Origin of the sequence: Corynebacterium wankanglinii, assembly GCF_013601005.1 — a bacterium.
Lineage (GTDB): Bacteria > Actinomycetota > Actinomycetes > Mycobacteriales > Mycobacteriaceae > Corynebacterium > Corynebacterium wankanglinii.
Genome location: NZ_JABFED010000007.1, coordinates 125,941 through 143,279, shown reverse-complemented (window position 1 = coordinate 143,279; position 17,339 = coordinate 125,941). Strand labels below are relative to the sequence as shown.

The window sequence follows — 17,339 nt, the reverse complement described above, 5'->3', positions numbered from 1 at the left end:
AGATCCGCCGCCGCTTCTACAAGAAAGGCACCGACTTCGCCGAAGTCACCCCCGAGCACGTCGCCTGGGTGCAAGACGAACTCAACGACACACCCCGACAAGTCCTCGGCGGAGCAACCCCACGTGAGATACTCCAGCAAATATTCAAACGTGGCGCATTAACCGCTTGATCCCGCCCGCCAAAATGCCGCATATTCACCATTTGAGATTCACCATTTGCCAGGGGGAGGGGCGGCACAACGGGGCAGCGGCGCGGCGGCGCGGCGGGGCATACCGCGCGGCGGGGCATACCGCGCGGCGGGGCAGAATCAGGGGCAGGGGAAACGGCTGCGTCGGCAGGCGGCGTCGGCGGGCCCCGACGACGGAAACCCCTACTGCAGCGCAGACGTCAGCTTCATCACGTTGTCCACATATCGCCGGTACCACGGCCTGCGCGACCACCGCTCCAGCGTCAGCTCCCTAGACACGGCCAGGTAGTTCGCGCCGAGCTGCTCCAGCGCGCCGAGCAGCGGCCCGGACGCGACGAACAGAGAAGACTCATAGTTCAGGGAAAAGGACCGGATGTCCATGTTGGAGGACCCCACTACGCCGACGGCGCCCTCGTGCCCGGGATCCGTCAAGACAAACTTGGTGTGCAGCACATATGGTGCCGGGAATTCCCAGATGCGCACGCCGGCTTTGAGCAGCTGCTCGTAGTATGCGGATTGGGCGTGCTGCACCATGAATTGGTCGGACCTCTCGCCTACGAGGAGATCCACGCGCACGCCCCGGTAGCAGGCGGAGGTGATGGCCTCCAGCAGCGATTCCTCCGGCACGAAGTACGGGGAGCACAGCGTGATCTGCTCCTTGGCGTTGTGGATCATGGAGTTGAACATGCGCAGGTTCGGCTCGGTGAGGTAGCCGGGTCCGGAGGGCACGAGCTGCAGCACGTCGCCACTGCCTATCGACGTCTCCTTCGGTGCTCCCGCAACATCGAGCCGCTCGCCGGACTCGGTGTACCAGTCCACGGCGAACATGGACTCGATGGAGCCGACGATTGGGCCCTCGAGTTCCACAAACGCGTCGACCCACTGTCGGCCCGCCCGCACGTGGCCGGGCATGAGGTAGCTGCGGTCGATGAGGTTGAAGGACCCCATGAAGGCCACCCGCGAGTCGATGACCACCAGTTTGCGGTGGTTGCGCAGGTCCGGGCGGCGCCAGCGGGCACGCAGCGGGGCGAGGGGCAGCATCATGTTCCAGTCCACGCCGATGGCGGTGAGCCGCTTTTTCAGTTTTTTAAAACCCGGGTACTTGGCGGATCCGATGTGGTCGAACAGGAGACGAACGTGCACGCCGCGCTCCACCGCGCGCTCGAGGGCTTGGAAGACAACATCCGTGGTGTCGTCCCAGGCTACGGCGTAGATTTCGATGGAGATGGTGGCGGAAGCGTCGTCGATAAGCTTGGCGATTCGCTGCATGGTCATGGTGTAGTCGGACCACAGCGCGCGCACCTGCCCGCTGACGGCGGGGTAGCCGGTGAGCTCGCGGTTGAGGTGAACCACGGAGGCGGTTTCGGGGGGCAGTTGCCGCTCCACGCCCTCCGGGCCCGCCCACGCCCCATCCAGCGCGCTGCGCGCTTCGACTTGGATGCGGTGGCGGCGCCGCGACACGAAGGTGGAGCCGAACAGCAGGTACAGCGGCAGGCCGACTATCGGCAGCAGCAGGATGAGCAGTAGCCATGCGTTGGCGGACGACGGCTTGCGCCCGCCGGGAACCACGCCGATCATGACGAACTTGATGGCGTAATCCACGACCATGGCGGTGAACTGCCACCAGGAAAGGTCCAGGCTCATCGGGCCCTCACCGGACGTCGTCGTAGGCGAGGCCGCGGGTGTCGTAGTCCACGATCACGGGTGCGTGGTCGGATGCGCCTTTGCCGTTGCGCTCCTCCACGTCCACGAAGGCTCGCTGGACCCGTTCGAACAGGGGCTTGGTGGCCAGCTGGAAGTCGATGAGCATGCCTTCGTTTTTCTGGAAGCGCATGGACTTGTAGTCCCAGAACGAGTACTGCTCCTCGTGCTCGACCTTGTACAACCCGGCCTCCAGCAGCATCTGGAACGCGGCGCGCTCCGGCTCGGTGACGTGCGTTTTGCCCTCGAACCAGGCCACGTCCCACACGTCCTCGTCGCGGGGTGCGACGTTGAAGTCGCCCATGTAGACCTGCAGCTCCCCGGGCTGGACCTGGTCGGCGAGCGACCACAGGAATTGCAGCTTGTAGTCGTAGTGCGGGTCCCCGATCTCGCGGCCGTTAGGCACGTACAGGCTCCACACGTCCACCCCGCCGCACACCGCCCCCACGGCCCGGGCTTCGAGCTGGGGGTCGCCGGTCTTGGCAAACTCCGGTTGGCGCTCGAAGCTGTCGCGCACGTTGTCCAGGCCCACGCGCGAGGCGATGGCCACGCCGTTCCACTGGCTCACGCCCACGTGCGCGACCTCGTAGCCTGCGGCTTCGAAGGTGGCGTACGGAAATTTCGCGTCCGCGGTCTTGGTCTCCTGCATCGCCAGCACGTCCACGTCCTCGCGCTCGAGGAAGGCAGCGATCCGCTCGGCGCGCGTGCGCACCGAGTTGACGTTCCATGTGGCGATTCGCATGCGGACTAGCCTAGCGCCAGCCGCCTGCGGTGGTGTTCGAGTGCTCCCTCGGGCGTATTGCCTATCGACGCCACACCGAAGGCCTCCCCCGCAACCCACACAATCTGCTCGTCTTGGAGTTCCCATGCGTCGTCGAGCACCTTCAGCGCGGGTTTGCCTATCCGCTCGGGGATGGTCAGCCGCACGGGGAGGTTGCGCGAGGTGTAGAAGGCCCGGATGGCGTCGAGAGGCAGCGGCTCAAAGCCCGCGGAGGGGCCGAGCGGGACCGCGGAATTCGCCTCGTCGCCATCGCCGGTGCGCATGCACCAGCCGCCGGCCCACTGCTCTTCGTGCACGGTGAGGCGCTTGGCGAGACGGCGCTCCAGGGCGCGGATCTCGGAGTTGCGCACCGTGCGCGGGGAGAGCTTTTTGATGATGTGCAGGTCCGTGACCTCGATGGCCTCCTTGGAGGAAGGGAACCCGCCCACCTCCTGCGGGCGGATCACCAGCGGGTCAAGCGTCACCACATGCCCGATGATGTCGCTGGCGTGCTCGCCACGACGCTGGCGCACCACGACGCGGTCGCCCACCGCGACATCGTCGGAGCGGAAGATCCGGGACACGCCTACTTGCGGGCCCCGCGGGGGCGGGCCGCACCGGTGAGCACCAGGGCCGCGCCGACGAGCAGGGATAGCACGCCGACGGTGATCAACGCGCGCATCGGGGTGCCGGTTTCCGCGAGGTCGCCGTCGCGCTCGTCATCGTCCTCGGTCGTGGTGGTGGACGAGGTGGTGCTGCGCGTAGTGGAGGAGGACGACGTGGTGGTCGAGCTGGACCTGGTCGTGCTCGAGGTGGCGGACGTCGTGCGGTTTTCCATCACGGACGCGGTGGTGGAAGCCGAGGTGGTGGTTGCAGGCGTGGTTGTGGTCGCTGCCGTGGTGGTGGAGGTTGCGGACTCGGTGGCCGTAGCCGACGAGGTGGTCGACGTAGACGTCTCCGTGGATGTCGTGGACGAGGGGGTCTCGGTGGTCGTCTCGTCCTGCAGGCGCTCCACGCGGTGGGTCACCTCGGGGCCGAATCCCGGCGCGGTGGTGGTCGGCGCGGTGGGCTCTTTCACCACGGTCGGCTTGGCCGCGCGGGTGGTGGCAGGCGTGGTGGTTGCGCCGGTGGTTGCTTCCGCGCCGGGCGCCCGTCCGCCGTCCACGCCGGGGATGCCGAAGACGATCGGCGCGTCGCCGTTGTCCGAGCGCTCGTAGGCATCAAACGCGGTAGTGCCCAGGATGCCGCCGAGGCCTTCGATCGGGGCGGGGATGACCACCGGAGCGTCTTCAGGTAAAAGCTCCGCGCGCAACTCGCGGACACCTGCCCGCTCGCGCTTGATCGCGGCGTCGGCCTCGTCGAAGGTGGCCTTTTCCTGCTTGCTCAGGCCGTCGGCGGCGGCTTCCTCGCGCAGATCCGCCAGCTCGTCGGCGGCGGTGATGAGTTCCTTGCGCCACTGGATCAGCACGTCCCGGACCTCGTCGTCGGTCTCCGCGCTGTTGATGGCGGTGATCGATGTGGTGTGGGTTTCGGAGACGCTGTCGAGCAACTGCTCCACGGGCGTCGCGGGGGCGAGGGTGAGCGATGCGGCGGCGATGGTGGCGGGGATACGCATGGCGGCTATCTTAGCGCCTTATTCGTCGTGGCCGAACGGATCCTCATCAGTACCTGGCAGCCAGGTGTGGCCGGCCTCCTTCCAGCCGTTGTCCCGGATGACGCGCTTGGCTTCCTTTTTGTAGCGGCCGGTGAGCACGTCGGTGTAGAGGAAGCCGTCCAGATGGCCGGTTTCGTGCTGCAGGCAGCGGGCGAAAAAGCCGGTGCCCTCGACCTCGATCTCGTTGCCGTTTTCGTCCAGGCCCCTCACTTTCGCCCAGTCTGCGCGGCCGGTGGGCCAGCTGTAGCCCGGCACGGACAGGCAGCCTTCGTCGTCCTCGCCGTCGTCCGACGGCATGGTTTTCGGGATCTCGGAGGTTTCAAGTACCGGGTTGATCACGGTGCCGCGGCGCATTTGGTCGCCGTCGGGGCAGTGGTAGACGAAGATGCGAAGCGGCACGCCGATTTGGTTGGCGGCCAGGCCAACGCCGTGGGCGGCGTCCATGGTCTCGTGCATGTCGGCGATGAGCTCGGCGAGCTCCTCAACGGGCTGGGTCACTTCCTTGGTGGGTTCGTGCAGCACCGGGTCGCCGTGGATAACGATGGGTCGGATGGTCATGCCAATATATTAGGCATGCTCTCAGAGACCGACCTCGCCGTGCTGCGCTTCGCTGCGCACGCCCCGCGGTCTATCGGCGCGCGGGAGGATGCGGTGCGCGCGGAGCTGGGTATGCAGCCGATCCGCTACTACCAGCGCTTGAACGCGCTGCTGGACTCTCCCGATGCGCTCGCCGCCGAACCGCAGCTGGTGCGGAGGCTGCAGAGGCTTCGCGACGGCCAAGGTCCCAACCTCTAGCTGAGGTTTACGGTGTGTTGTCACGGCTTCACGGGGCGGTGTGGTTAGAGTTGCCGATGTGACTAAAGATAACTACGGCAACGACCGCTCCGACGCTGGGTTCGACTCCGATTCGACGCACTATTCCAAGTACTTGGGCGACGACGCTTACGATGACGGCTCGGCGGGTGCCACCGAGCCGATCGACGCAGAGATCGTCGACGATTACCCCGCCGAGACCGCCGGCACTGGCGCCGGCTACCGCGGCGCGCACCGCCGCGAGGAGGATCCCGCCTACGAGGGGGACTACACCACCGAGTACGCAGCGGGCGCTGACGAAGGCGGCCGCTTCGCCGACGATGCCGTCTACGAGGAACCGTACGAGGATCAGCCGGAGAACCGCGGTCAGGCAGCTGCCGCCGAGGGCGGGCTGCCCAAGCGCGGCCTGGCCATGATCCTTATCGCGGTAGCGGCGCTGCTGGCGCTGTGGGGCGTCTGGAAGATGACGCAGGACGACAAGGACGGCAACGGCGAAGGCGCTGCGCCGGCCTCGTCGACCATGGTGGGCTCTTCGCCGGCGGCGCCGGCTGGCTCCCCGGCGCAGGACCCGAACGCGCAGGCGGGCCAGGACGGCGCCCAGCAGGCGCAGGACCCGAACGCGCAGGCCACCGCCACGGTGACTGACACCGTCCGCGCGGGCGACCCGAACGCGCAGGCGCCGCAGGACCAGAACGCGCCGCGCCCGGAGGGGCAGCAAGACCAGCAAGGCCAGCAGGGCCAGCCGGGCGCGCAAGGCCAGCCGGCACCGGCCCCGGCAGGTGCGCCCATCGACGCCGCCTCCGCCCAGGTGTTCATCTACAACAACTCCGGCACCCCGGACCTGGCCAGCCGCACGGCCGACCAGCTGAAGGGCCAGTACAACGTGGCCAACAACTCGACGGACGCCGCAGTGATGAACATGCCGGAGCAGGTCTACGGCGTGTTCCCGGAGACCTACGTCTTTTTCGATCCGTCCGTCCCGGGTGCGGAGCAGGTCGCGGCCGACATCGCCCGCCGCGTCGGCGGAGCCGCGCGTGCAAAGGGCGACATCCCGGACGGTGCGGTGAGCATTCCGGAGCAGGCGGCGAACAACCGCGCGGCCGTCGCCGTGGTGCTGGCGGGCTAGCCCCCAGCACCCGCGCATATAAACCCGCCTCCGGGGCCAACCGAGCGCACCGCAGACGATAGGCTCGGGCACTATGGATCCATTCCGCGACTTTGCCAGGTCTGAAGGCCCCACCCTCGGCGTCGAGTGGGAGATCTGCCTCGTTGACCCGGAAACGCGTGACCTCGTGCCCCGCGCCGCCGAGGTCATCGACGAGGTGCAGGCCCGCTATCCCGACATCCACCTAGAGCGCGAGTTCCTCCAAAACACCATCGAGCTGGTCACGCCTATCTGCGCCAACACCAAGGAGGCCATCCGCGCCCTCCAGAAGGACCTCAACGCGATCAAGGAAGTGACGGACGAGATGGGCCTGCGGCTCTGGGCGTCCGGCGGGCACCCGTTCTCGGATTTCCGCACCAACCCGCTGAGCCCGAAGAGCACCTACGAGGAAATCGTCAACCGCACCCAGTACTGGGGCCAGCACATGCTGCTGTGGGGCATCCACTGCCACGTGGGCATTTCCCACGAGGACAAGGTGTGGCCGATCATCAACGCGGTGATGACGAAGTACCCGCACCTGCTGGCTATCTCGGCGTCGAGCCCCGGCTGGGACGGCATCGACACTTCGTACGCGTCGAACCGCACCATGCTCTACCAGCAGCTTCCCACCGCGGGCATGCCGTACCAGTTTCAGAGCTGGGACGAGTGGGTCGACTTCATGCGCGACCAGCAGACTTCCGGCGTGATCAACCACACCGGCTCCATGCACTTCGACGTCCGCCCGGCGGCGAAGTGGGGCACCATCGAGGTCCGCATTTCAGACGCGACGAGCAACCTGCGCGAGCTCGCGGCCGTCGTGGCCCTCACACACTGCTTGGTCGTGCACTACGACCGCATGCTCGAGCGCGGCGAGGAGCTGCCCACGCTGCAGCAGTGGCACGTTGCGGAAAACAAGTGGCGCGGCGCCCGCTACGGCATGGACGCACTGGTGATCACCAGCCGCGACACCGATGAGGACTGGGTGAAAAACGAGCTGCAGCTGCTTATCGACGAGCTCACGCCCACCGCCACCGACCTGGACTGCCTGGACGAGCTGGAGCTGGTCCGCGAAATCATCGAGCGCGGCGCGGGCTACCAGCGCCAGCGCGCCATCTACCAGCGGACCGGGGATTGGAAGGACGTTGTGGACGCCACCTGCGCGGAGATGTGGGAGCTCACCCTTTAGGGTTCAAACGCCGCGGGTGGTAGCTTGCCGGCCGGTCGTTGCGGGTGAGCTGCTCTTCCCCGCCGTAGAGGCCCTCGCGGCGGGCGATGCGACCCATTCGCTGGGCGGTCACCGGGCTGGTCATCAACGCGAAGAGGACCAGCAGCACCATCATGCCGATGTCGCCCTTTTCGTGCACCCCGAAGTCCTGCGAGCCAGTGACGCGGATGATCGTGCCGGCGATCATGAGCACCAGGCCGGTGGTCTGCGGCTTGGTGATGGCGTGCACGCGTGCCAGCGTGGAGTTGAAGCGGGCGGTGCCTACGGCGGCGGAGAAGACCATGAACGCGCCGGGCAGGATGAATACCAGGGAGATGATGTCTGTGATTGCGGAGATCATAGGGAACCGTCCCTCTTGCGGAAGCGGGCCACGGACAGGGTGGCAATGAAGCCGAGCAGGGCGATCACGATCATGACGTTGACCACCGTAGTGTCTAGCGTCCAGCAGATGTAGAGGGCAAGCGCGCACTGCAGGGAGGCGGTAATGCCGTCGTTGGCCAGGACGCGGTCCATAGAATCGGGGCCCACGATGGCCCGCCAGGCGAAGATGAAAAACCCGGCGACGAGGAACACCGCGGCCACGGTGAGGAAAACCGTGTAGATGGTGGCGTTCATATCAGCGTCCTCCTTCGAAGATGGCGATCATTTGGCGCTCCAGTTTCTGCACATTGGCAATCTCGCGGGCGATGTCCGCCTCGGTGTTAGCGTCGAGGACGTGGATGGTCCACTCACGGTTGGCCAAGTCGATGTCCGTGACGGTGCCGCCCGGCTGCAGGTTGTAGGCACAGGTGGCCAGGTAGAGCACCAGCTCGTTGCTCAAGCGCATGGGTACGCGCAGGATGGCGTTCTTCGGCTGCGGCGCCCGGCGCAGCGAGAGCCAGGCCACCTTTGCGGAGGCGACCAGCAGGTCCCAGAACCACTCCGCCATGAACGCCGCGAGTTTGAGCCAGTGCACCCTGTTGCCGCTGCGTGGGATCGGTGGCAGGGGAAGCGCCAGGACGATGATGGTGCCCAGGACGAGGCCGGCGACAAGGTTGCCCCAGCTGATTTCGCCCATGAGCAACACCCACATGAACGTCAGCCAGAGCACGGACAGTGGGCGGAAGCGGTGGGTAAGTCCGGAGAGCATTACTGGCTCACCTCGTTCGATTCTGCGTCCACGGGGTCGGGCACCATCTCGGTGGTCACGCCGGTTGAGGTCGGCCCGGCCGGGCGGGAGGAGTCGCGGTGCTCGAGGGAGTCCCTGCCGCCGCCGGCACCTGTCTGCTCGCGGAAGGAGTCGAGGTTGCGGGTGGGGGCCGAAGGGTCGTCGCTAAGCACGGCGCTGCGGTAGATGGACTGGTCCTGGGCGGATTGGGCCGCGCGGTCCGTGATGTTGGAAATGGGGCCGGCGAGGAAAGTGATGGACGTGGAGGCGGCCACCAGAAACGCTGTGGACAGGAACATTCCCACGGGGATGCGGCCGACGTCGTTTCGCTCCTCGGCCGCGACGGTCTCGCCGCGCTCCGCCAGGTTAGCTGGGCGGGCGAGCACCACGTCGCCCTCGGGTGCGTCCGCGCGGTCGCGCAGGAACCCCTTGGTCCAGACGTTCATCATGGCGTACAAGGTCAGCAGCGAGGTGACTACGGCGCCGCCGATGAGCACCCACGCCAACCAGGAGCCGTCTTCCGCGCCAGCCTGGATGAGCATGACCTTGCCCAAAAAACCTGACAATGGGGGAATGCCGCCGAGGTTGAGCGCGGGGATGAGGTAGAGCGCCGCGATCACGGGCGCGGTGTAGAGCAGGGAGCCTAACCGTCGCAGCTGCGCCGAACCGGCTTGGCGCTCCACCAGGCCCACCACGAGGAACAGCGAGGTCTGCACCAAAATGTGGTGCACGGCGTAGAAGATGGCGCCGGACAGCCCCGCCACCGAGCCGAGGGCCACACCGAAGATCATGTACCCGATGTGGCTGACCAGGGTGAACGACATGAGGCGCTTGATGTCGTTTTGGGCGATCGCGCCCATCACACCGACAATCATGGTCAGCAACGCCACCACCATGAGCGTGTTGTCCAGCGATCCGTCGGTGAACACCGTGGAGCGCACGCGAATGATGGCGTACACACCCACCTTGGTCAGCAGGCCCGCGAAGACGGCCGTGACGATGGAGGCCGCGGTGGGGTAGGAGTCCGGCAGCCACGCGTCCAACGGGAAGATCGCGGCCTTGATGCCGAACGCCACGATGAAGGTGGCGAAGATGGCAGCCTGGGTGCCGGTGGGCAGCTCCTCCATGCGGGTGCCGGCCTGGGCCATATTCACCGTGCCCACGGAGGCGTACACCAGCGCGAGCGCGAAGAGGAACACCATGGAAGACGCCATCGACACCATGACGTAGCCGATACCTGCGCGCACGCGCTGCGAGGATGCCCCCAGGGTGAGCAGCACGTAGGAGGCCACCAGGAAGACTTCGAAGCCGACGTAGAGGTTGAACAGGTCGCCCGCGAGGAACGAGAGGTTCACGCCCATGGTCAGCAGCATGTAGGTGGGCAAGAAGACGGCTACCGGGTCGTCCTCGTCGCCGTCGCGAAGCCCCTGCGAGATGCCGTACCACATCACCGCGAACAGGACGATGGAGGAGACGAACAGCATGATGGAGGACAGCCGGTCCGCCACCATGGTGATGCCCACCGGGGCTTCCCAACCGCCCATTTGCACGGTTTGGATGCCGTGGGTGTCGGCCACGATGATCAACACCGCGGAGATTACTGTCAGCAGCGTCAGGGTGCTCAGCGCAATCGCGCGCTGGAAGTTCACACCGCGGAAGAGCAGGATCAGGCCGGCGGCGAAGGCGGGCAGGATGATCGGCAGGACCGTCAGGTAGGGGATGAGGGGGAGGGCCCAGTCGGCGAACGCCATGAAGCTAGCTCGCATCGCCGCCTCCCTTCACTTCCTTCACCGGGTCCTCGAACGGCTTGGGGCCGAACTCGTCGCCGGAGGGGCTGGCCTTGCCGGTTTGCGCGTCGTCGGACTTGTCGCGGTCCGGCCCCGCTGTGGAGGGCCGCGCCGCAATCGCGCGGTCTTCCTCGTCGCGTTCCACGATGTCGTCTGTGCGGAAGCGGTACTGCCGGTAGGCCAGCGCGAGCATGAAGCCGACCATCGCCATGGAAATCACGATCGCGGTGAGGATCATCGCCTGCGCGAGCGGGTCCGCGCTGTTCGCCGCCGTCTCGGAGTTGCGCCCGAGAATCGGCGGCGAGCCCGCTGGCCCGCCCGACTGCAACAGGAGCAGGTTCGCGCCGTTGCCGATCAGGGTCACACCCATGATCATGCGCGTCATGGATTTATCCAGCATCAGGTACACGCCGCATGCGATCAGCACGCCAGCGCCGATGAGCAGAAACAGGTTCGCCTCCATCTAGCTGCCCCTCCTTTCGCTATTGCGTATCGACGATCCACTGGCGGCCACCGCCCTGCGTTCGTCGAAACGCGCCCTGCGGCCCTCGGACATAAGGCGGCGCCGTTCCTCGTTTTTGGCCTGCAGCTCGCGCGCGCGGTCGCGGGCCCGCTGCTTGCGTGTGTCTTCCTCGCGGTCGAGGTAGGCGCCCATGGACGCCAGCACGTGCATGATCAGCCCGACCACGATGACGTACACGCCCGCGTCGAAGATCAGCGCGGACGGCGCCGTGACCTCCCCGATCAGCGGCACGTCGATCTCCGCGTACGACGAGGTCAGCGGCGGGTAGCCGAAGAACATCGGTGCGACCGCGGCGACGGTGGTGAACATGATGCCGATACCCATCACCTTGCCCGGGTGCACGGGCAGCGTTTCTTCTGCTTCCCTGCGCCCGCCGGCGAGATACCTCAGCGTCAGAGCCAGCGCCGCCACCAGACCACCGGCGAATCCGCCGCCCGGCGCATTGTGGCCGGAGAAGAAGAAATAGGCGGACAGCAGCATCATGGACGGGAACAGCACGCGGGTGACCACGTCCACCAGGATGGAACGGTTCTGTGCGGTCTCCGTTTCCACGCCTGAGGCGAGCCAGCGCGCCTTGGTGGTGGACAGCGTGGGGCGGCGCGATTCCGGGTCGAAGCGGAATGTGCCGAAGATGAGGCTGGCGGTACCCGTCGCGGCGACCACGATCACCAGCGTCTCGCCGAACGTGTCGGCCGCGCGCAGGTCCACCAGCAGCACGTTGACGGTGTTGCGTCCGTGGCCGATTTCGTACGCCAGTTTCGGCATGTATTTCGAAATTGGCTCGGCGACGCGAGCAGACATAGCCGTCATGGCCACCGTGACCACGGACACGCCGGTGCCGATGGCCAACCAGGCGCGCAGGCGGTTGTCCTCGCCGCGCTGCTCCGCCTCGGTGGGCATCTTGCGCAGCACCAGCATGAACACCACCATGACGATGGTTTCCACCAGCGCTTGGGTGAGCGCGAGGTCCGGGGCGCCGTGCAGCACGAAGAGCAGAGCCATGAAGTAGCCGGTCAGCCCCACCAGGATCACCCCGGAGAGGCGGTTGTGCTGCACGGTGGCGAAGAACGCCAGACCAGCCATGACCGTGACGGTGAGGCCTTGCCACACGTTGTCCCACACCGTCATGCGGATGTTGTTGGATTCGCCCAAGATCAGTGCCGCTAGGGGGACCACGGTGAGAACCGTGAAAATCACGGCGAGGTTGATTACCAGCGAGCCGCGTTGCGTGGACGCCGTGAGCTTGAGCGACCAGCGGCGCAGCGTTGCCATGATGGTGTCCCACACCGCGTTGGCGTCGCCGAGCGCTGGGCGCTCGAACTGGGCCTTGGCCACCACGTCGCGCTGCCAGAACATGATCGCGCCGACGCCGATGATCACACCGGACAGGGCAAGCGGCACCGTAAAGCCGTGCCACAGGGCCAGATGCGAGCCTTCCACATCCGGGAACCGGACGTTGAGGTACTCGTTGATCAGCTGCGAAAGCACTGCCGGCACCAAGCCGAAGGCCACTGTGCAGGCGGTGAGGATGGCGGGGGAGAGCCACAGTTTCCACCCGACGTGGTGCATGCTGGCCACGGCATCAGACTGCCCGCCCGCGCCCTTCTTGGTGGCGAAGGCCCCGAAGACGAAGTACAGGGAGTACGCCATGGTGAGGATGGAGCCCACCACCAGCACCACCAGCGTGATTTTGCCGGGCATACCGGTGAGCAGCTCTTCGTGCAGGATCGCGTCGAGCGCCGTCTCTTTGGCCACAAAGCCGAACAGCGGCGGGATGCCCGCCATGGAGGCCGCAGAGATTGTGGCCAGCACCATCAGCAGCGGCTGCTTCTTGCCCAGCCCGGACAGCTCGTGGATGTCGCGGGTGCCCGTGGTGTGGTCGATCGCGCCGACGATCATGAACAGCGCGGCCTTGAACAAGGAGTGCGCGAACGTGATGGCCAGGCCAGCCATGGTCGCCTCGCGCGATCCCACGCCGATGACGGTGATGATGAAGCCGAGCTGGCTCACCGTCCCGTAGGCGAGGACCAGCTTCAGGTCCCGCTGCTTCAGCGCCATCCAGCCGCCCAGCAGCATGGTGAAGCCGCCGGTGGAAAGCACCACCAGGTGCCACGTGGTCACCGCGGACAGGTCCGGGGCGAGGCGGGCCACTAGGTAGATGCCCGCCTTCACCATCGCCGCGGAGTGCAGGTAGGCGGACACAGGGGTGGGAGCGGCCATCGCGCCGGGCAACCAAAAGTGCCAGGGGGCCTGCGCCGACTTGGTCAGCGCGCCCAGCATGATCAGCACGATCGCGGCTGAGATTGCCGGTGTGTTCTCAATGTCCGCAATCTGGGAAACCTCAGATAGCTTCCAAATCTGGGCCTTGTTGCCCAGCAGGTTGATGCCCACCAGCATGGCAAGCCCGCCCATGGTGGTGACCATCAGCGCCTGCATGGCCGCGCGCCGGGACGATGCCCGCTCCCCGTAATACGACACCAGCATGTAGGACAGCACCGACGTCAGCTCCCAGAACACATACATGAGCAGGAAGTTGTCGGCGATAACCAGGCCGTACATGGTGGTGGCGAAGAACGTCAGCTCGAAGCCGAACTTCGCTAGCCGCCTCGGGTTGGAATCGAAGTAACCCCAGCAATACAGCAGCACGAGCGCGCCGACACCCAAAATAATCAGGCTGAATAAGCCCGCGAGCGCGTCCAGGCGGAATTCTAAATTGAGGTTCGCAGACGGCATCCAAGTAAACGCCGCTTTTACCTCACCGCCGTCGCGGAACACCCCGCTGGCGAAGAGACGGGCGACCCACATGAACCCGCCCAGTGGGACGAGTGCGAGGATGCCAAACGCGGCGCGGCCCACCGTGCGCAAAAGCACGGGGCCAGCCAGCGTGGCGGCGGTAAGTGCGATGAGCAGAATCAGCACGGGGTGCGCGGCCCTCCTCTTGTCGTGTGCGTGTGGGGCACACCGCGCCGCAAGCGGGGGAGCTCATTGAGTTCGCACAGACATATCTACGCGTCAACACCGGTGGCGCGGCCGTTGGAAAGTAACTCTAGCGATTTCTGGTGCTACTTGCCGTATCGCTGAAGGAAGCTCGCCTCAGCGACGGCGACGCGCTCGATCTCCGTCGGGTCCACGGACTCGTCCACGCCGTGGATGCCGCACAGGGGCTCTTCCACGCCGAACAGGGCAATCTCGGCGTCGGGGAAGGTGTTCTGCAGCGTGATCGTGAGCGGGATGGAGCCGCCTGAGCCGATCACGGCGAGATTGTCGGCGCCGTACGCCTCCTTCAGGCACTTGCCCAGGGTGGCTACGGCACCCGCCTTCGGGTCCGTGGAGAACGGCTCGTTGACTCCGCTGACCTCAACGTCCACCTTCGCGCCCCACGGGGTGTGGGCCTTGATGTGCTCCTCCATCTTCTGTGCGATCTCTGCGGCACTCTGGCCTGCCGGCACGCGCACGTTGAACTGCGCCTGTGCGCGGGCGTTGACAGCGTTCATGGCCTCGGCGACCGGGGTGGAGGTGAACCCGATCATGGTCACGGCTGGCCGTGCCCAGACCAGGTCCGCCGGCTCGTCGTCAACCGTGCCCAGTAGCTGCACGCCCTCCAACACGGTGGCGTCGGCGCGAAACGCTTCGCGGTCGTACGGGTCGCCGTCCCACTTCGCGGTGGCGTCCACGCCGTCGATGGTGGTGCGGCCGTGTTCGTCGAAAAGCGACGTTGCAATCACCATCAGCGCGTGGGCCGCATCCGGGGCGGCGCCGCCGTAGCTGCCGGAGTGGACCTGGTTGGCCAGTGTCTCCACCGTCACCTTCACCTGGGCGCTGCCGCGCAGGGACGTGGTCAACGTCGGCACGCCGACGGCCATGTTGCCGGAGTCCGCGATGAGGATGGCGTCCGCCTCGAAGACCTCCGGCTTTTCCTCGATGAGTTTGCCCAGGCCGTCGTCGCCGCCGAGCTCCTCGGATCCCTCGACCACAACCTTCAAGCCGAGATCCGTGCCACCGTTTTCCTCCAGCATGCGAAGCGCCTCGAGGTGCATGGCCAGGTTGCCCTTGCAGTCCGCGGCGCCGCGGCCGTACCAGCGGCCGTCGCGCTCCGTCAGCTCGAACGGGTCGTTCGTCCACGCCTCGGGGTTGTTCGCCGGGACGACGTCGTAGTGGGAGTACAGCAGCACTGTGGGCGCGCCGTTTTTGGGCTCACGCTTAGCGACGATCGTGTCCGCGTCATCCACCGTTGGATAGCGAGTCACCTCCAACCCGAGGCCCTCCAGGGCCTTCGCCGTCCATGCGCAGGCAGCCTCGTGTTGGTCCGCCAGCGCCGGGGTGGAGTGCGGGGAGTTAAAGGAGACCAGCGTGGACAGGTCTGCGAAAATTCGGTCGCGTTGGGGTTGGTATGTGGTACGTACGGCGTTGTCAGTCATGGCCCCACGCTAGCAGCGCCGGCGATAGCGGTCTGGAAAGCGTGCATCACCGCTTGCGTGCCTTGCACTCAACTCTGACGAGTGCTAAAAATGGGGCTGGCACTCACCCAAACCGAGTGCCAGATAAAACGAAGAAGAGCGGGTGAGGCTGAGACCACTCGTCAGCCGTGCCGTCGCGGGCGCCTGCTTGCACAGACGAACTGAGTGAACGTCCACCAACGCCTATATATATAAGGAGTGACACACTCACATGGCAAAGATGATTGCATTCGACGAGGAAGCACGCCGCAGCCTCGAAAACGGCCTGAACACGCTGGCTGACGCCGTGAAGGTCACGCTGGGCCCCAAGGGCCGCAACGTGGTGCTGGAGAAGTCCTGGGGCGCCCCGACGATCACCAACGACGGCGTGACCATCGCCAAGGAGATCGACCTCGAGGACCCGTACGAGAAGATCGGCGCAGAGCTGGTCAAGGAAGTTGCGAAGAAGACCGACGACGTTGCGGGCGACGGCACCACCACCGCCACCGTCCTCGCTCAGGCGCTCGTACGCGAGGGCCTGCGCAACGTCGCGGCTGGCTCCAACCCGATGGGCATCAAGCGCGGCATCCAGGCCGCCACCGACAAGGTCTCCCAGTACCTGCTCGACCAGGCCAAGGAAGTGGAGACCCAGGAGGAGATCGCCTCCACCGCTGGCATTTCCGCCTCCGACCCGGAGATTGGTAAGAAGATCGCCGAGGCCATGTACGCCGTGGGCAACGGCTCCGTGAACAAGGAGTCCGTGATCACGGTGGAGGAGTCCAACACCTTCGGCGTGGACCTCGAGGTCACCGAGGGCATGCGCTTTGACAAGGGCTTCATCTCCGCATACTTCGCCACCGACATGGAGCGCGGCGAGGCCGTGCTGGAAGACCCGTACATCCTGCTGGTCTCCGGCAAGATCTCCAACGTCAAGGAGCTCGTGCCGGTGCTTGAGCAGGTCATGCAGTCCGGCAAGCCGCTGCTGATTATCGCCGAGGACGTCGAGGGCGAGGCCCTGTCCACCCTCGTGGTGAACAAGATTCGCGGCACCTTTAAGTCCGTGGCTGTGAAGGCCCCGGGCTTCGGCGACCGCCGCAAGGCCATGCTGCAGGACCTGGCCATCCTCACCGGCGGCCAGGTCATCTCCGAAGAGGTCGGCCTGTCGCTGGAGACCGCCGGCATCGAGCTGCTCGGCCAGGCGCGCAAGGTTGTTGTGACCAAGGACGAGACCACCATCGTCCAGGGCGCCGGCGACCAGGCGCAGATCGACGGCCGCGTGAAGCAGATCCGCGCCGAGATCGACAACTCCGACTCCGAGTACGACCGCGAGAAGCTGCAGGAGCGCCTGGCCAAGCTGGCTGGCGGTGTTGCGGTGATCAAAGTTGGCGCCGCCACCGAGGTTGAGCTCAAGGAGCAGAAGCTGCGCATCGAGGACGCCGTGCGTAACGCCAAGGCTGCCGTGGAGGAGGGCATCGTCGCCGGCGGTGGCGTGGCCCTGCTGCAGGCTGCGAACGAGCTGTCCGACGACCTCGGTCTCGAGGGCGACGAGGCCACCGGCGTGAAGATCGTCCGCGAGGCGCTCTCCGCACCGCTGAAGCAGATCGCGCTCAACGCTGGCCTGGAGCCGGGCGTGGTGGCCGACAAGGTTGCCAACCTCCCCGACGGCCAGGGCCTGAACGCCGCCACCGGCGAGTACGTGGACATGCTGGCCAACGGCATCGCCGACCCGGCCAAGGTGACTCGTTCCGCACTGCAGAACGCCGCCTCCATCGCCGCGCTGTTCCTCACCACCGAGGCTGTCGTGGCTGACAAGCCGGAGCCGGCTGGTGCAAACCCGGGCATGGACCCGGAGGCTATGGGCATGATGTAAATCGGCCCTGAGGCTTAAAAAGCGCGTCCTTCGGGGCGCGCTTTTTTGCATCTATCGACGTCACCTTCGGCCACCCCCGAAATGGTGTGGA

Annotated in this window: 16 protein-coding genes and 1 pseudogene; 5 read left to right on the top strand and 12 right to left on the bottom strand. The window is 66.1% G+C overall.

Annotated features, from left to right (window positions below; all coding sequences use genetic code 11):
* A pseudogene (locus HMA55_RS09850) lies at positions 1–170 on the top strand (IS30 family transposase); the annotation flags it as partial.
* A 201-nt stretch (positions 171–371) separates the two neighbouring features.
* On the opposite strand, the gene cls reads toward HMA55_RS09850, so the two are convergent.
* The 5 genes from cls to HMA55_RS09825 are packed head-to-tail and all read right to left on the bottom strand — an operon-like array spanning position 372 to position 4,861.
* On the bottom strand, positions 372–1,832 hold the full coding sequence (cls, locus tag HMA55_RS09845) for a cardiolipin synthase (RefSeq protein WP_181192873.1): 1,461 nt from the start codon (positions 1,830–1,832) through the stop codon (positions 372–374).
* A 7-nt stretch (positions 1,833–1,839) separates the two neighbouring features.
* Entirely contained in the window at positions 1,840–2,631 is a 792-nt protein-coding gene (locus tag HMA55_RS09840) for an exodeoxyribonuclease III (protein WP_181192872.1), read from the bottom strand.
* A 5-nt stretch (positions 2,632–2,636) separates the two neighbouring features.
* The gene (locus HMA55_RS09835; protein ID WP_181192871.1) at positions 2,637–3,233 is read right to left on the bottom strand and encodes a GNAT family N-acetyltransferase, cg3035/Rv0428c family; all 597 of its coding nucleotides are present in this window, start codon (positions 3,231–3,233) and stop codon (positions 2,637–2,639) included.
* Positions 3,234–3,235: 2 nt separating this feature from the next.
* Entirely contained in the window at positions 3,236–4,264 is a 1,029-nt protein-coding gene (locus HMA55_RS09830; RefSeq protein ID WP_181192870.1) for a hypothetical protein, read from the bottom strand.
* 18 nt (positions 4,265–4,282) lie between these two features.
* Positions 4,283–4,861: a peptide deformylase gene (locus HMA55_RS09825; RefSeq protein ID WP_181192869.1), complete on the bottom strand. Its 579-nt coding sequence runs from the start codon at positions 4,859–4,861 to the stop codon at positions 4,283–4,285.
* Positions 4,862–4,876: 15 nt separating this feature from the next.
* On the opposite strand from HMA55_RS09825, the gene HMA55_RS09820 reads away from it, so the two are divergent.
* The 3 genes from HMA55_RS09820 (at position 4,877) to HMA55_RS09810 (ending at position 7,446) form a co-directional block, all read left to right on the top strand.
* The gene (locus HMA55_RS09820; RefSeq protein ID WP_181192868.1) at positions 4,877–5,098 is read left to right on the top strand and encodes a DUF3263 domain-containing protein; all 222 of its coding nucleotides are present in this window, start codon (positions 4,877–4,879) and stop codon (positions 5,096–5,098) included.
* 58 nt (positions 5,099–5,156) lie between these two features.
* Positions 5,157–6,242, top strand: coding sequence for a LytR C-terminal domain-containing protein (locus HMA55_RS11520; protein WP_181192867.1), 1,086 nt, complete (start codon positions 5,157–5,159; stop codon positions 6,240–6,242).
* 73 nt (positions 6,243–6,315) lie between these two features.
* Positions 6,316–7,446, top strand: coding sequence for a glutamate--cysteine ligase (locus HMA55_RS09810; RefSeq protein WP_181192866.1), 1,131 nt, complete (start codon positions 6,316–6,318; stop codon positions 7,444–7,446).
* On the opposite strand, the gene HMA55_RS09805 is transcribed toward HMA55_RS09810, so the two are convergent.
* The 7 genes from HMA55_RS09805 to HMA55_RS09775 all read right to left on the bottom strand — a co-directional run bounded on the left by HMA55_RS09805 (position 7,436) and on the right by HMA55_RS09775 (position 15,360).
* Entirely contained in the window at positions 7,436–7,825 is a 390-nt protein-coding gene (locus HMA55_RS09805) for a monovalent cation/H(+) antiporter subunit G (protein WP_181192865.1), read from the bottom strand. The genes HMA55_RS09810 and HMA55_RS09805 overlap by 11 nt on opposite strands.
* Positions 7,822–8,100: a monovalent cation/H+ antiporter complex subunit F gene (locus tag HMA55_RS09800; RefSeq protein WP_181192864.1), complete on the bottom strand. Its 279-nt coding sequence runs from the start codon at positions 8,098–8,100 to the stop codon at positions 7,822–7,824. Before HMA55_RS09800 ends, HMA55_RS09805 begins: the two co-directional genes overlap by 4 nt.
* A gap of 1 nt (position 8,101) precedes the next feature.
* A complete protein-coding gene (locus tag HMA55_RS09795) occupies positions 8,102–8,614 on the bottom strand; it encodes a Na+/H+ antiporter subunit E (RefSeq protein ID WP_181192863.1) in 513 nt (170 codons plus the stop codon).
* Entirely contained in the window at positions 8,614–10,398 is a 1,785-nt protein-coding gene (locus HMA55_RS09790; RefSeq protein WP_181192862.1) for a Na+/H+ antiporter subunit D, read from the bottom strand. Before HMA55_RS09790 ends, HMA55_RS09795 begins: the two co-directional genes overlap by 1 nt.
* Complete coding sequence (locus HMA55_RS09785; RefSeq protein ID WP_181192861.1) at positions 10,388–10,882, bottom strand: Na(+)/H(+) antiporter subunit C; 495 nt, start codon at positions 10,880–10,882, stop codon at positions 10,388–10,390. Before HMA55_RS09785 ends, HMA55_RS09790 begins: the two co-directional genes overlap by 11 nt.
* On the bottom strand, positions 10,883–13,861 hold the full coding sequence (locus HMA55_RS09780; RefSeq protein WP_181192860.1) for a Na+/H+ antiporter subunit A: 2,979 nt from the start codon (positions 13,859–13,861) through the stop codon (positions 10,883–10,885). It abuts the gene before it with no gap.
* 143 nt (positions 13,862–14,004) lie between these two features.
* Positions 14,005–15,360, bottom strand: a complete 1,356-nt coding sequence (locus HMA55_RS09775; RefSeq protein WP_181192859.1) for a dipeptidase — start codon at positions 15,358–15,360, stop codon at positions 14,005–14,007.
* A 250-nt stretch (positions 15,361–15,610) separates the two neighbouring features.
* On the opposite strand from HMA55_RS09775, the gene groL reads away from it, so the two are divergent.
* The gene (gene groL / locus HMA55_RS09770; RefSeq protein WP_181192858.1) at positions 15,611–17,248 is read left to right on the top strand and encodes a chaperonin GroEL; all 1,638 of its coding nucleotides are present in this window, start codon (positions 15,611–15,613) and stop codon (positions 17,246–17,248) included.
* Positions 17,249–17,339: the final 91 nt, after the last annotated feature.